The organism is Sphingomonas sp. S1-29 (assembly GCF_026167545.1).
Lineage (GTDB): Bacteria > Pseudomonadota > Alphaproteobacteria > Sphingomonadales > Sphingomonadaceae > Sphingomonas.
In genome coordinates this window covers 1,083,628-1,097,628 of the sequence record NZ_CP110678.1, presented here as the reverse complement: position 1 = coordinate 1,097,628, position 14,001 = coordinate 1,083,628, and the positions used below count along the sequence as shown (strand labels likewise).

The following is a 14,001-nucleotide window of genomic DNA, read 5'->3' as shown; positions in this document are numbered from 1 at the left end:
TGATAGCCCGTGCATGAGGGAGCGCTACGCGGATGCGGCATTCGATCGGCGTACGGCGGCATTTGTTGTGGGGCAATTTCTGGGCGCTGCCCTGTGCGATGATCCTCGCGGCGGTCGCGGCGACCTGCGTGTTGCTGGTGATCGACGACCGCGGCGGCGCGATATGGTTCGAAGCGCTCGGCTGGCCCTTCGCGATATCGCCGAGCACCGCCGATACGCTGGCCGCGGGCCTAGTGACGATCCACACCGCCTTTGCGGCGCTGTATTTCTCGATCACCTTGCTGGTGCTGACGCTCGCCGCGAGCAATCTGGGCGTCCGGCTGATCGATCGCTGGATCGGTGATTTTACGATCCGCTTCACGCTGGGGCTGTTGCTGTCGCTGCTGAGCGCGTCGTTGATCCTGCTCTATGCCGTCGATGCCGACGCACCCTCGGCGCGCGTCCCGCGCGTGTCGCTCACCGTGCTGACCGCGGTCACGATTTTGACGATCGCCTGGATGAGCAACGCGCTCCACCATCTCGGCCGCACCGTCCAGGTCGACACCTCGATCGCCAGGCTCGGTCGCGATGCGGCGAACAATCTGCCCGCCAAGCGCGCCAGCGGCGCCGCACCGACGGGGCGCGCGCAGGTGCCGATCCTCGCCAGCGCAACCGGCTATGTCGGCGAGATCGCGTCAACCGCGATCCTGGACGCCGCAGCAGAGCGCGAGGCCTATGTCAGCCTCGCGCTCACACCCGGCGACTATATGATCGCGCGCGAACCGATCGGCTGGGTCGCGGGCGATCCGGGCAGCGGCTGGGTGACCGCGCATATCCGCCATGTCCCTTATCGCACCGACAGCGGCGGCGCGGCGTTCGAGGCCAATTTGCTGGTCGAGGTCGCGGCGCGCGCCTTGTCGCCCGGCATCAACGATTTCTACACCGCGCTTGCCTGTTGCGACCGGTTGGGCAGCCTGCTCGCGGCCGCGTTCGATCAGGGCGAAGATGGCGACTGGCTGTGCGATGCCGCCGGGATCGCGCGGCTGCAACTGCCGCGCGATCGGGTGACGGTGTTCCTCGACGGCCCGCTCAAGGCGCTGCGCCAATCGGCGGCAAACTATCCCTCGGTGACGATCCACATGATCAACCTGTTCGCACGTGCCTGTTCGGCGTCGGCGGTCGACCAACGCCTGCGCGCCTTCGTGCTGCGCCATGCCGAGGCGTTCGCGCAGCACGCCGACGCGCGCGCGCAAACCGACAGCGACCGCGCCGACATCGCCGCCGCGCTCGTGCGCGCGCAATCGGCGGCGTCGGGCACTGCAACGCGGCCCGGCTGAACCGGCGTCAGCCGGCGCGCCTAGTCGAGCAACGCGCGAAGCCGCAGCGCGTCGCCCGTCGCCGCGCCCGACGCGGTATTGTCGAAGATGCACCACACCGGCCCCTTCGCTTCGGCGTCCGCGGCCATCGTCGCTGCCAGCGCCGCGAGATAGCCGTCGTCATAGGACGAATAATACATGCGGGGTGATCCGTGGAGGCGATAGTAGCGCAGCCCAGGCCAGCCCCCGGTGCGCTCGCTGCCCTCGGCCCGCGGCGGATCGGCCGCGACCCGCGCGACGCGGTGCTTGACCAGGCACGCTTCGGCGTCGGCGGCGAGCCACGATGCGTGGCGCGGCTCGCACGCGATCTGGACGTGCGGCGCGAGCCGTTGGCGTAGGGTTTCGAGAAAGCCCGGAGCGACCTCGGGATCAAAGGCCAGGCTCGGCGGCAATTGGAGCAGGACCACGCCGAGCTTCGCGCCGAGCCCTTCCGCTTCCTCCAAAAACGCATCGAGCAGCGCATCGGCATCGGCCAGCTTGTGCTGGCGCGAGATCGTCTTGGGCATCTTCACCGAGAAGCGGAAGCGATCGGGCGTACTCGCTGCCCAGCGCGCATAGGTCGAACGCCGGTGCGCCCGGTGGAACGACGAGTTGATCTCCGCAGCCGGCATCACCCGCGCATAGCGTTCGAGATGGCTGCCTGCGCCGGCAAAGGCGTCGCTCGCCTCGCGCGGGATCGACCAGCCTGCGGTGCCGATCATCATCGGCGGGGCAGCATCAGGGTATTTCATGCGAGAACCAGTCGAAGCTTGGAGCCATAAGGACTCCCGAGGATCGCCGCGGGTTCCGGCGCGATCGCAGCGCCGCCGCGTATCGGCGGCGCCGTCGCCATGCTACGCGGCGCGATGCCAGCGCCAGCATCCGCCCCGAACCCCTGCGGCCCCGCGATACCCACCGCGTTCTTCGCTCGCGACGCCAACATCGTGGCGCGCGCTTTGATCGGCGCCGACCTGCGTTTCGACGGCGTCGGCGGGATCATCGTCGAAACCGAAGCCTATGACGCGACCGATCCGGCGTCGCACAGCTTCAAGGGCGCGACCCCGCGCAACGCCGCGATGTTCGGCCCACCCGGCCGCGCCTATGTCTATCGAAGCTACGGCATCCATTGGTGTCTGAACCTCGTCTGCGGGGCCGAGGGGGAGGGCAGCGCGGTGCTGATCCGCGCAATCGAACCCACCGCCGGGCTGGCCGAGATGGCGCGCCGGCGCAGCCTCACCGATCCGCGGCGGTTGTGCTCGGGCCCCGGTCGGCTCTGCCAGGCGCTCGGCATCGACGGGTCGGCGAACCACGTGCCCCTCGATCGCCCGCCCTTCGAACTCTTCGCAGCCTCCGGGCTGCAGCCGGTCGTCGCCGGCCCGCGGATCGGCATCACGCGCGGCACCGATCTGCCATGGCGCTACAGCGCCAAAGGATCGAAATTCCTGAGCCGTCCACAGTGACGAAGGGGCGACCTGCCCCGCCGGTTTTGCGATGGCGTATTGCAAATGGCACCGGGAAATTCGCTGGACATATTGGGGCTCAAGACGGGTCGGTACCCGGCCCAAGCGCCGAGTGTCGTTGTTTGTCGCGCCCTCATCGTCGAAGCTGCTCCCCCCGAAGTTCGACGGTAAGGCCGCCAGGCCGTCGCACCGCTCCAACCAGGGATATGCCCTTGCCCGTGCTGCTCTGCTGAAGTCGGATCGGCTTTGACGACATGGCCGGCGGCGGCTTGGAGCCCGGTCGCGAACGAGCAAGGCCAAGCCTTTGGCGCGCCGGCAAAAACCGGCCCTGGGATTTGGCGCGGCACGTCCAACGCCCTTTTTGCCGGTGCGAGTGCCTGGGCGCTCGGGAACTTTACCTTGACCGGGCCGATCGCTCGCTAAAGTCGCATGCTGGGCGCCGCTCCCCGGGAAGTGAAAGCAAGGGTGACGCCTTGTGCGTTGACGACATCGGCCTCGTCGATGATTGAAGAGGAGCCATTGTTCGCGACCGCCGAAGCGCCATCGCATGTGCTGATCGACGACGCCGCCGCCGAGCTTCGCGCATTGCTGACGATGCGCTGTAGAGGGCTATTGCGTCTCCGGGGCGGCCAATGCCGCCGAGATGGACCAGACGCTGCAACGCGCGCCAGTCGACTTGGTGATCCTCGACGTGATGATGGCGCGAGGACGGCATTTCGATCTGTCGCCGCCTTTCTCAACGCCCGACGCCGCCGATCGTGATGCTGAGCGCCTTGGGCGACGAGCCCGATCGGATCCTGGGCCTCGAGCTTGGCGCGAGCTATTATCTCGCGAAGCCCTGCAGCGCCCGCGAAGTCTTGGCAACGGTGCGGGCGGCGCTGCGGACGCGCGTCAGGTTCGAGAGCGAAGCCCCGCGCTGGTTGCCGCTCTCGACGCGCGTGATCTGGTCATCGCTTCGGAGCAGCGCGAACGGCGTGCCGCATGTCGATGATCGCCGCGTGCAGCCTACATCCTGGCGGCATTAGCGGCGTGGCGTTCGTTCCAAAGGGCGAGCGGGGCAGGATGCTGGGCCACGCCGACAGCTCGCCGCTTGCACGGAAACGCCGCGTGCAATGCTGGCGGGCGGGGGGTACTCCCCCGCCCGCCACTAAAATTGCCTACACGGGCAGGCGGTAAGGCGCGCGGTAGCGCGGCGTGATCAGCGCATTCGCTTCGACGTCGCCCTTGAACTGCCCCGCCGCCGCGTCCCATTCGACCTTGCGACCGGTGCGCCACGCGACGTTGCCCATCTGGCAAACGATGGCGGTGTTGGCCGCCGATTCGATCGGGCAGGCGGGGGTGCGCGTGCGATCCTTCACGCAGGCGATGAAGTCCGCGGTGTGTCGATCGAGCCCGTCGTCCTTGGCCTGGGTCACCGGAATTGCCGGGGTCATGGGCTTGCCGTCGCTCATCTCGGGCGAGACCCACCATTTGCTGCGGTCGACCACCAACGTGCCCGTCTCGCCGACAAAGGCCACGCCATGATCATGGCCGCCGAAGGGGCCATGGCTGATACCGACCGCATGCTCCCATTCGACCGAATAGGCGCCGAAGTCGAACAGCGCGGTCTGGGTGTCGGGGGTCTCCATCGCCGAGTCGGGATAGCCATACGCGCCGCCCAGCGAGCTGACCGAACTGGGCACCTGCGCCTTCATCCCCAGCAGCGCGATGTCCATCAGGTGGACGCCCCAATCGGTCATCAGGCCGCCGGCATAGTCCCAATACCAGCGCCAGCTGAAGTGGAAGCGGTTGGGGTTGAAGGCGTGCAGCTGCGCCGGGCCGAGCCAGCGGTCATAGTCGACGCCCGGCGGCGGCGCCTGGTCGGGCTGCGGGGCGACGCGCTTCATCCAGCCCATATAGGCCCAGGCCTTCACCTTGCGCACGCGGCCGATGCCGCCCGAATGGACATGCGCGATCGCGTCCGCCCAATGCTGGTTGCTGCGCTGCCACTGGCCGACCTGGACGACGCGGTTGTGGCGCTGCTTGGCGGCGACCATGGCGCGGCATTCGGCGATCGAATTGCCGAGCGGCTTTTCGCAATACACGTCCTTGCCCGCCGACATGGCGTCGACGAGCTGGAGCGCGTGCCAGTGGTCGGGGGTGGCGATGATCACCGCGTCGACCGATTTGTCGTCGAGCATCTGGCGGTAGTCGCCATAAAGCTTCGGCGCGCGGCCCGAGGCCTTTTTGAGCTCGGCGCCGCGCTCGGCGAGGACCTTGGCATCGACGTCGCACAGCGCGACCGGGGTGACATCGGCACCCTTGCACATCGCGGTGAGGTCCGCCCAGCCCATGCCCTTGCAGCCGATCAAGCCGACCTGGACCTTGTCATTGGCCGATCCCCGCCTGCGCTGTGCGAACGCCTCGCTGATGGGCATGACGGTCGCGGCCGATGCGGCGAGGCCGCCGGCAAGCAGCGCGCGGCGATCGAAGTTGGCGGTCATTTGGTCCCCCCTGAATTATTGTTGCGACCTTGGTAGCGCGAAAGCATCATGTCGCAAGGCCCCGGAAGCGCGCGGACCGCCCCTCGGGGCGCGCTAAGGGGGAGCGCCGCGCCGGGGACGGGGGCGCAGCGGCGTCCTCGCCGCATCGGTCGGCCCGAGGTACACGTTCGCGTCAGGCGGCCAGTCGTTCCTCTCGAGAAATGGCGGGACCAAAGGCTGGCACCCGTGAGGAGGGGAGGGCTTTGCCGTACAATAACCCCGCTCAGAATGGACAACAGAAGCCGGCAATAGGTTCTCTTGATCGAGCGCTTCGATCCCCTCTGCCACCCTCGCGTGATTCAGGCTGCGTCCCTGGCTGATCACCGAACCGAGGATCGCAACGCTGCTGGCATCGGCGGGCACTTTCTGCATGAAGAAGTGATCTATCTTGATCAGGTCGGGCGAGCATTAACGCAGATAAGCCGCTAAAAACCAGACCTCGGCCCAACCTAGTGGCGTGACTAAGCAGGGCAGTCTTGGTGAAGAATGTCAGGGTTTGAATGATTTCGCTATAATGACCGGCGATCATGGCGTTATGCTGTCTGCCCGTCGAACTGTCACGGCGCGTCAAGCGACGTCGAACGCTACCGTAAGGCGCTCGCCGGTCCCGAACGAGACGGTGCCGTGATACAGAAAGCTGGGAAACAGGATCATCCGCCCCGGCACCGGCGCGAAGCTGACGAGGGGTTCGAGCGGCAGCGCGATGTCTGCCGGCGGGCGACCGAGTTCGAGCCAGCCTTCGTTGCCGCGGGTGTCCGGCGGCACCGTCAGGTGCAGCGCTGAGCTGAGCGCGCCGCCCGGATGGACGTGCGCGACGTGATGCCCGGGTCCTTCGATCCGGATCGACCATGCGGCGTTGATCTCGCCAGCGACCCCCGTCAGCGGGTGGTCGGGGTCGGCCGCGCGTACGTTCCGGGCCTGTTCGGCGAGCAACGGCCTCAGCCTGTCGAACAGCAGCGCGATCGAAGGCTCGGCGTTCAGCGCGAGGTTGCCGCGCGTCTGGGTGCCGCCGCGGACGCTTTGCCCGAGCGCCGGCCAGCCGACGCGATGCAATCGGCGCAGCGTCTCGACCACGCTGCTGCGCGTATCGGCATCGGCAACGACGTCGACCGCGGCGATCATCGTGCCGGGGTCGATCAACCACCGGTGGCGTGGGTCGTCGGTCGCGCGCCAGGCGAGTTCGGTAAGCGCCCACAACCCGATGTCCGCTGGATCGGCTGCGCGCGCGCGGTCGAGCATTGGCACCGCGGCCTGCGCGTCACCGCGTTGCAGCCGGTAGCGCGCCGATGCCGCGGCATGGCCGGGCAGTATCGCGTCCAAGCCATCGAGCAATGCTCCGGCACGATCGAGCGCGCCCGCGGCGCCGGCGTGGCGCGCTTCGATCAGCCGGAGCGCGGGCACGTCGCCGCCGCGGCGGCGCAAATCGGCTGCGACATCGGCGGCGCGCAACGGCTGCCCGCTCTCCGCGAGCAGCTCCATGTAGCGCATCCACAGCCCGGCATGGCGCGGCAGCACGCGTAGCGCCTGCTCGATCGATGCCGCGAACCCATCGCGATCGCCCGCGCCCCAGCGCAGCCGCGCCAATGCGACATGCCCGTCGATCCAGTCGGGCGCGCGCGCCAGCATCGCGATCAAGCGGTCGAGCGCATTGGGGCTTTGTCGTTCCAACGCCAGCGTGGCGTCGGCGATCAGCACGCCGCCGTCGAGCGGATCGGCGGCGAGCGCCGCTGCGACCAACCCTGCCGCATCGTCATCGCCGCGCGAATAGGCCGCCAGCGCGTGCGCCCGCAGGCTGGGTTCGGGGGTGTCGATCGGGCTGCTCATCTTGCGGCGCTATCAAGAACGATGGCGGGCAGCCACCCTGAGCACGTGCCGCCGACTCGGATTTCCGGCCAGCCCCCGTCAATACGGCACATCATCCCATCGCGTTTCATCGAACTGTCCGCGCGCTGTCATCAAAGCGCAATCCGCGGTCCCCAATGGGCGTGCGACAGCGGCCGACCAGAGCCGTTTGCGTTGCCATAATCGGGGAATAATCATGCGCCACACGCTGTTCGTGGGCGCGGCCATTGCCGCGCTCGTCTCTCCTGTTGCCGTTTCGGCGCAGCAGATCACCTCGGGGATCGAAGGGTCGGTCCGCGACGCCGCGGGCGCTGCGCTGCCGGGTGCCGAAGTGGTCGTCACCGACACGCGCACCGGTGCTTCGCGCACACTGACGGCGAACGACACCGGCGCTTTCCGCACCGATGGCCTGGTCACCGGCGGCCCCTACACGATCGCGGTCACCGCGGCGGGGTATGAAGGGCAGACGATCGAACAGGCGTTCATCGATCTCCAGGGCAACACCAGCTTCAACTTCGCGCTGGTCGAAGGCGCGGGCGAGATCGTCGTCACCGGCGCGCGGGCGCAGCAGACCCAGCTCGCGATCGGGCCAGGCCAGTCGTTCGGCACCGAAGACCTGCAGGATTTCCCCTCGATCACGCGTGACATCCGCGACATCATCCGCTTCGATCCGCGCGTGCGGCTCGATCGCGCGAACGAAGTCGATCGCATCTCGTGCCTGGGCGGCAACGACCGGTCGAACACCTTCACCGTCGACGGTGCGATCCAGACCGACACCTATGGCCTGAACGGTACGCCGTTTGCGTCGCGCAACACGCTGCCGCTGCCGTTCGACGCGATCCGCGAGACTTCGGTCGAATTCGCGCCCTATGACGTGCAATATGGCCAGTTCACCGGCTGCGCGATCAACGTCGTCACCAAGTCGGGTGAGAACAAGTTCCACGGCTCGGGTTTCTTCACCTATACCGATGGCAGCCTGCTGGGGTCGAAGATCGATGGCGAGGATTTCCCGCAAGTCAGCGGCAGCGAGAAGCGCTTCGGTGGCACGCTGTCGGGTCCGATCATCAAGGACCGGCTGTTCTTCTTCGCAGGCTATGAGCAGACCGAGCTCGGCGATACGCAGAATCTCGGGCCGCTGGGGGCAGGGTTCCCCAATGAGCAGGAATTCATCACCGAGGCGCAGTTCAACGAAGTCTCGACGATCGTCCGCGACGTCTATGGCATCGACAGCGGCGGTATCGCGCGCGACCTGACCGAAAGCAGCCAGCGTTATTTCGGCCGGCTCGACTGGTACATCACCGACGGCCAGCGGCTCGAAGTGTCGTATCAGCGGCTCGAGGAACAGAATACCGAGCCCGATGGCCTAGGCAACACGGTTGCAACCGGCATCAACAGCTTCGAATCCGAAGGCACCGTCTCGGATTATTATGCTGGACGCCTGTATTCAAATTGGACCGATAACTTCACCACCGAACTTCGCGTGTCGCACGCCAAGGTGCAGGACGTGCAGGGCCCGGTCGGTGGCGGCGAGGCGCAGTCGGACAATCCGATCCCCCGCATCGTTGTCGGTATCCAGAATGGCGACGAGCAGGGAAGCTTTCTGGCTGGCCCAGGTTTCTCGCGCACCTCGAACGAGTTGCTCACCGAAATCACCCAGGCCAAGGCGAAGGCCAGCCTGACCGCGGGCAACCACACCCTGACCTTGGGCGCCGAACTCAACCATCTGTACGTGCTGAACCTGTTCGGCCAGAACACCACCGGCACGCTGACCTTCGCCAACATCGCCGATCTGCGCGCCGGGCTGCTGTCGGGCGGCACCAACACCAACCCCAATGCCGAGGCGATCCTGGGGGGGCAGGGCGCGGGCGCCTATGGCAACTTCACCGCATCGGGCGACATCAACGACGCGACCGCGATCTGGTCGCGCTCGATCTACACCTTCTACGCGCAGGATGATTGGCAGGTGACGCCGCAGTTGAGCGTGCTGGGCGGCGTCCGCGTCGACTGGTTCGATGGCGATGCACCGACCAACAACCCGAATTTCGTCGACCGCTACGGCTTCAGCAATTCGGTGCCGTTCAGCAAGTTCGACCCGGTCGTGCTGCCGCGCGTGGGCTTCACTTATGATTTCGAGAATGACGGCTTCCTGTCGCGCACCGTGATCCAGGGCGGCGCGGGCATCTTTTCGGGTGGCGATCCCGCGGTGTATTTCTCGAACGCCTTCCAGAACAACGGCATCGCGCTCGGCTTCGGCTCGACGGGCACGACCGCAGCGCAGGGCGGCACCTGCGGCGCCGCGCGCATCAACGTGCTGCAGGGTGGCACCTTCACCGGGGTGCCGCAGTGCATCCGCAACGATGCCGCGCGCCAGGCGAGCACCGGCACCGCCGACACCCAGTCGGTTGATCCGAACTTCGCCCAGCCGACCGTGCTGCGCGCCAATATCGGGCTTCGGACGCGCTTCGGCGTCGGCACCGGCTTCTTCGACGATTGGAGCATCCAGCTCGACTATATCTATAGCCGCTTCCGCAACCCGATCAGCTTGGTCGATCTGTCGCAGGTCGTCGATACCCGGCTCGGCTTGAACGGGTACAGCATCGACGGTCGGCCGATCTATCGGGCGATCGATCCCAGCCGCAGCGGCTGCGATGCGGTATTGCTAGGCGGCGGCGGTTCGCCGCCACAGTATAGCAACGTCACCACGCAATGCTTCGGCGGAACGCGCGACGACGAACTGCAGCTGACGAACGGTCGCAGCTATAACGCGCACACCGTGTCGGCGATCCTGCAAAAGACCTTCCCGGGGCTGCTGACCGCGGGTGGCCAGACGCGCTTCAACCTTGGCTATGCGTACAACAACGCCAAGAACAACCGCTTCAACAACGGCACCGCTGCAACGGGCAATTTCGACGGCGCGGCGGTGTTCGATCTGCAGGACGTGGCAACCGCGACCGCCGAATATGAGACGCGGCACAACATCACCTTCGGGCTCGACTTCAGCGAGAAGTTCGTCGGCGACTATGCCACGCAGTTTGGCATCGCGTTCTTCGCCAGCGAGGGCACGCCGTACAGCTTCACGTTCAATCAGCCGAGCTTGCTGCTCCCGGCAACCATGAACCAGACTGCCACGAACACTGCGGTACGTTTTGCCGACGAACAATCGGGTGCGGGGCAGTTGCTCTATGTCCCAACGGGGCCAACCGATCCTAATGTCGTCTATATCAACGGCACCGGGACGCAGTTGAATGCGAATGCTACCCGCGACGCGCTCGACGCGTATATTTCGGGAGACGAATGCCTGTCGAAGGCGCGGGGCCGCAGCATATCGCGCAACACCTGCCGCAACGACTGGTATTATGATCTCGATCTTCGGATCAGCCAGGAACTGCCTGGGCCGGGCCGCTTGCTCGGGGTAGGCGATAAGCTGCGCGTTTATGCGGATTTCGACAATTTCCTGAATATTCTCGACAGTGCTTGGAACATCCGTCGCAGCCGCGGCACATCGATCCCGGTGCTGACGGGGGCGGTCGATCCGCAGGGCCGCTATGTTTATTCGAACTTCAACCCGAACGACGACAACGACGTGACGACTTCGGCTTCGCTGTGGCGGATCCAGGTCGGCGTGAACTATTCGTTCTAAGGACACAAACACCATGACCGATCGGCAGCGCACGACCCGCCTGGATTTGTCGCGGCGGCATCTGCTCCGGTGCTTCGGCGCCGGCGCGGTCACCGCCTTCGCCTTGCCCTGGGCGGGGCGCGCGCTCGCCGATCCGGTCTTTTCGACCTATCCGTTCCAGCTAGGCATCGCCTCGGGCGAGCCCGCGCCCGACGGGTTCGTCATCTGGACGCGGCTCGCCCCCGATCCCTTCGCGCTCGATCACGGGATGCCGTCGGCGGGGGTCGAGGTCGCGTGGGAAGTCGCCGAGGACGAGCGCTTCCAGACCGTGGCGCAAAAGGGCGTCGCGGTTGCCCGCCCCGAACTCGGCCATGCGGTGCATGTCGAGGTCGCGGGGCTACAGCCTGGGCGCCCCTATTGGTACCGCTTCGTCGCCGGGCGCGAGCGCAGCGGCGCCGGGCGTGCGATGACGACGCCCGCCTTTGGCGCGCCGCTCGATCGGGTGCGCTTCGCGGTCGCAGGGTGCCAGAATTACGAACAGGGCTATTTCACCGCGCACCGTCATCTCGCCAGCCAGAACCCCGATTTCGTGTTCTGCTATGGCGATTACATCTACGAAGGCCGCGGCAATCGCCTGCGCAATGGCCCCGACGGCCCGGTCGAAAGCGTCCGCCAGCATTTCGGCGGCGAGATATATTCGATCGAGGATTATCGCCGCCGCTACGCGCAGTACAAGATGGACACCGACCTGCAGGCGGCGCACGCCGCAGCGCCCTGGTTCGTGACCTGGGACGATCACGAGATCGACAATAATTGGGTCGATTCGCTCGATCAGGATGGCACCCCGGCGCCGATCTTCGCGCTTCGCCGCCAGATGGCGATGCAGGCCTATTACGAGCATATGCCGCTGCGCGCGTCGTCGCTGCCGGTCGGGCCGTCGATGCAATTGTACCGCCAGGCGCGCTACGGCAATCTGCTCGACCTGAACCTGCTCGACACCCGGCAATATCGTACCGACCAGCCTTGCGGCGATCGCTGGGGTGCGGGTTGTGCCGACATTTCGCAGGCCCGTGCCGAGGTGCTCGGCAAGCGCCAGCACGACTGGCTGATGGCCAATCTATCGGGGTCGAAGGCGAAGTGGAAGGCGCTCGCGCAGCAGGTGATGGTGATGGACCTCGACCGCGATCCGGGGCCCGAGACGACCGAGAACCTCGATAGCTGGGCGGGCTATCGCGTCCCGCGCGAGCGGCTGCTGTCGGGGCTGCGCGACCGGCGGATCGCCAATGCGGTGGTGCTGACCGGCGACGAGCACCAGAATTATGCCGGCGAATTGCATATCGACGGCAAGAACCCCGGCCGCGACCCGATCGCGACCGAGTTCGTCGCGACCTCGATCACCAGCGGCGGCGATGGCGAGGACCAGCGACCGCAGACCGTCGAGATCCAGAAGGTCAACCCGCAGCTCAAATTCCACAACTCGCGGCGCGGGTATCTGATGTGCGACGTCGACGGCGAGCGCTGGCAGACCGACTATATCGTCATGGACCAGGTGAGCGACCGCAAGGGGATCGCGAGTTCGCGGCAGAAGCTGGTGGTGGAGGCTGGGGCTGCGCGGCTGCAGATGGGGTGACCGCTAAGCGCGGCGGAACGGCGAGGCAGCACAGGCCGCGTGGCTCGATACCCGATCCGAATTGCCGGACCGAGGGCACGGTTCCGGTCCACGTTGCCTCGAATCGCGTGTTGACCATAGGAACGGGGCGTCGAACCAACCTTACCATGCCCAAGGCTTTGCCCGGCGTTTGCCCCCACCAGCTTCGGTAGCACCAGCAGGTCGAAGGGCTGGCCGATGATCACGTTGCTACCGTAATCGACGATCGAGGTGGGGTAGTTGCCGGCGATCCTGGTACCGAATGCCGCGATCACACACGGGCCAGGGCGCCTGAACGCAGCGGCGGCTGACGTGCTCCCCTGAAACTCCGCCAGTCTGAGCTAGAGTCCTTCATGAAGGAGGACGACGATGAAGCGCAGCAGGTTTACCGAGGAGCAGATCATAGCGATCTTGCGGGAGCAGGAGGCTGGATCGAAGACGGCGGACGTTTGCCGCAAGCACGGCGTGAGCAGTGCGACGTTCGACAGATGGAAGGCGACCTATGGCGGCATGGACGTGTCGCAGGCGCGCAAGCTGAAGGTGCTTGAGGACGAGAACGCGCGACTGAAGCGCCTGTTGGCCGATGCGATGCTGGACAATGCGGTGCTGAAGGAGGTTGCCTCAAAAAACTGGTGAGGCCTGCCGTTCGTCGGAGGGCTGTCGAGGATGTTCGGCAGCTCTTCGGCATCAGCGAGCGTCGGGCCTGTGCCATCCTTGGCGTGGATCGATCGTCGATGCGCTATGCGCATAGGCGTGGTGATGATGGCGACCTGCGGTCGCGTCTTCGCGAGATCGCGCTGGAACGTCGCCGGTTCGGTTATCGGCGTCTGGGGATCATGCTGGCCAGCGAGGGCATCGTGATGAACCACAAGAAGCTGCTGCGGCTGTATCGCGAGGAGAACCTGCGTGTGCGGCGTCGGCGGGGCCGCAAGCGAGCGATGGGAACGCGGGCACCGATGACGCTGCCGCAAGGACCGAACCAGCGTTGGAGCCTGGACTTTGTGAGTGATACGCTGGTGTGCAGCCGGCGTATCCGCATCCTTGCCGTTGTCGATGACTTCACGCGCGAGAACCTGGCGCTGGTGGTCGATACGTCGCTGTCGGGTGCTCGCGTGGCACGTGAGCTTGATGCGATCATCGCGATGCGCGGCAAGCCGCTGATGATCGTCAGCGACAATGGGACCGAGCTGACCAGTCTGGCAATCCTGCGCTGGTCGCAAGACCGGCAGATCGAGTGGCACTATATCGCGCCCGGCAAGCCGCAGCAGAACGGCTACGTCGAGAGCTTTAATGGTCGCTTGCGCGACGAATGCCTGAACGAAACGCTGTTCGCCTCGCTCAGCCATGCCCGGTCAGTGCTGCGGGCATGGCGCGACGACTACAACCATGTGCGGCCGCATAGCGGGATAGGCGGGCTGACGCCCGCCGATGCTGCCAGGCGAGTTGCACAACCCCACCTGCCAGGGCACCCTGGCAGCCCCGGACTCTACTTATGAGTGGAGGAGCTTTGGGGAGCACGTCACGGCCGCTAATCTTCAGAGGTAACAGGATCAGACTCAGTTGAATCAGCGACGGC

10 protein-coding genes are annotated in these 14,001 nt (G+C 66.1%); 7 read left to right on the top strand and 3 right to left on the bottom strand.

Annotation, left to right across the window (positions count from 1 at the left end):
- Positions 1–32: 32 nt before the first annotated feature.
- Positions 33–1,316: a DUF2254 family protein gene (locus OKW76_RS05100; protein WP_265551714.1), complete on the top strand. Its 1,284-nt coding sequence runs from the start codon at positions 33–35 to the stop codon at positions 1,314–1,316.
- Positions 1,317–1,336: 20 nt separating this feature from the next.
- Here OKW76_RS05100 and OKW76_RS05095 read toward each other — a convergent pair whose 3' ends face one another.
- Positions 1,337–2,086 (bottom strand): DUF72 domain-containing protein, encoded by a 750-nt coding sequence (locus OKW76_RS05095; RefSeq protein ID WP_265551712.1) that lies wholly within the window; start codon positions 2,084–2,086, stop codon positions 1,337–1,339.
- Positions 2,087–2,185: 99 nt separating this feature from the next.
- Here OKW76_RS05095 and OKW76_RS05090 point away from each other — a divergent pair, with 99 nt between their 5' ends.
- Together OKW76_RS05090 and OKW76_RS05085 are read left to right on the top strand one after the other, a co-directional pair.
- Positions 2,186–2,794, top strand: a complete 609-nt coding sequence (locus OKW76_RS05090; RefSeq protein ID WP_322740111.1) for a DNA-3-methyladenine glycosylase — start codon at positions 2,186–2,188, stop codon at positions 2,792–2,794.
- Between the two features lie 761 nt (positions 2,795–3,555).
- Positions 3,556–3,819 (top strand): hypothetical protein, encoded by a 264-nt coding sequence (locus OKW76_RS05085; protein WP_265552771.1) that lies wholly within the window; start codon positions 3,556–3,558, stop codon positions 3,817–3,819.
- 132 nt (positions 3,820–3,951) lie between these two features.
- Here OKW76_RS05085 and OKW76_RS05080 read toward each other — a convergent pair whose 3' ends face one another.
- Positions 3,952–5,277 (bottom strand): Gfo/Idh/MocA family protein, encoded by a 1,326-nt coding sequence (locus OKW76_RS05080; RefSeq protein WP_265551708.1) that lies wholly within the window; start codon positions 5,275–5,277, stop codon positions 3,952–3,954.
- Positions 5,278–5,574: 297 nt separating this feature from the next.
- On the opposite strand from OKW76_RS05080, the gene OKW76_RS05075 reads away from it, so the two are divergent.
- Entirely contained in the window at positions 5,575–5,745 is a 171-nt protein-coding gene (locus OKW76_RS05075) for a hypothetical protein (protein WP_265551706.1), read from the top strand.
- Positions 5,746–5,883: 138 nt separating this feature from the next.
- Here the strand turns inward: OKW76_RS05075 and OKW76_RS05070 are convergent, their stop codons facing one another.
- Positions 5,884–7,140: a 2OG-Fe(II) oxygenase family protein gene (locus tag OKW76_RS05070; protein WP_265551704.1), complete on the bottom strand. Its 1,257-nt coding sequence runs from the start codon at positions 7,138–7,140 to the stop codon at positions 5,884–5,886.
- Positions 7,141–7,354: 214 nt separating this feature from the next.
- Here OKW76_RS05070 and OKW76_RS05065 point away from each other — a divergent pair, with 214 nt between their 5' ends.
- From OKW76_RS05065 to OKW76_RS05055, 3 genes are all read left to right on the top strand, one after another.
- Positions 7,355–10,798 (top strand): TonB-dependent receptor, encoded by a 3,444-nt coding sequence (locus OKW76_RS05065; RefSeq protein ID WP_265551702.1) that lies wholly within the window; start codon positions 7,355–7,357, stop codon positions 10,796–10,798.
- A gap of 13 nt (positions 10,799–10,811) precedes the next feature.
- Positions 10,812–12,407, top strand: coding sequence for an alkaline phosphatase D family protein (locus tag OKW76_RS05060; protein ID WP_265551700.1), 1,596 nt, complete (start codon positions 10,812–10,814; stop codon positions 12,405–12,407).
- A 387-nt stretch (positions 12,408–12,794) separates the two neighbouring features.
- A protein-coding gene (locus tag OKW76_RS05055; RefSeq protein WP_416221844.1) for an IS3 family transposase occupies positions 12,795–13,921 on the top strand; the annotation gives its coding sequence in 2 pieces (ribosomal slippage) (positions 12,795–13,047 and positions 13,047–13,921; 1,128 coding nt in all).
- Positions 13,922–14,001 lie beyond the last annotated feature (80 nt).

What these genes read in the sequence shown, in the direction of transcription:
- OKW76_RS05100 (WP_265551714.1), top strand. Translation starts at nt 33, where the DNA reads ATGCGGCATTCGATCGGCGTACGGCGGCATTTGTTGTGGGGCAATTTC.
- OKW76_RS05095 (WP_265551712.1), bottom strand. Translation starts at nt 2,086, where the DNA reads ATGAAATACCCTGATGCTGCCCCGCCGATGATGATCGGCACCGCAGGC.
- OKW76_RS05090 (WP_322740111.1), top strand. Translation starts at nt 2,186, where the DNA reads ATGCTACGCGGCGCGATGCCAGCGCCAGCATCCGCCCCGAACCCCTGC.
- OKW76_RS05085 (WP_265552771.1), top strand. Translation starts at nt 3,556, where the DNA reads ATGCTGAGCGCCTTGGGCGACGAGCCCGATCGGATCCTGGGCCTCGAG.
- OKW76_RS05080 (WP_265551708.1), bottom strand. Translation starts at nt 5,277, where the DNA reads ATGACCGCCAACTTCGATCGCCGCGCGCTGCTTGCCGGCGGCCTCGCC.
- OKW76_RS05070 (WP_265551704.1), bottom strand. Translation starts at nt 7,140, where the DNA reads ATGAGCAGCCCGATCGACACCCCCGAACCCAGCCTGCGGGCGCACGCG.
- OKW76_RS05065 (WP_265551702.1), top strand. Translation starts at nt 7,355, where the DNA reads ATGCGCCACACGCTGTTCGTGGGCGCGGCCATTGCCGCGCTCGTCTCT.
- OKW76_RS05060 (WP_265551700.1), top strand. Translation starts at nt 10,812, where the DNA reads ATGACCGATCGGCAGCGCACGACCCGCCTGGATTTGTCGCGGCGGCAT.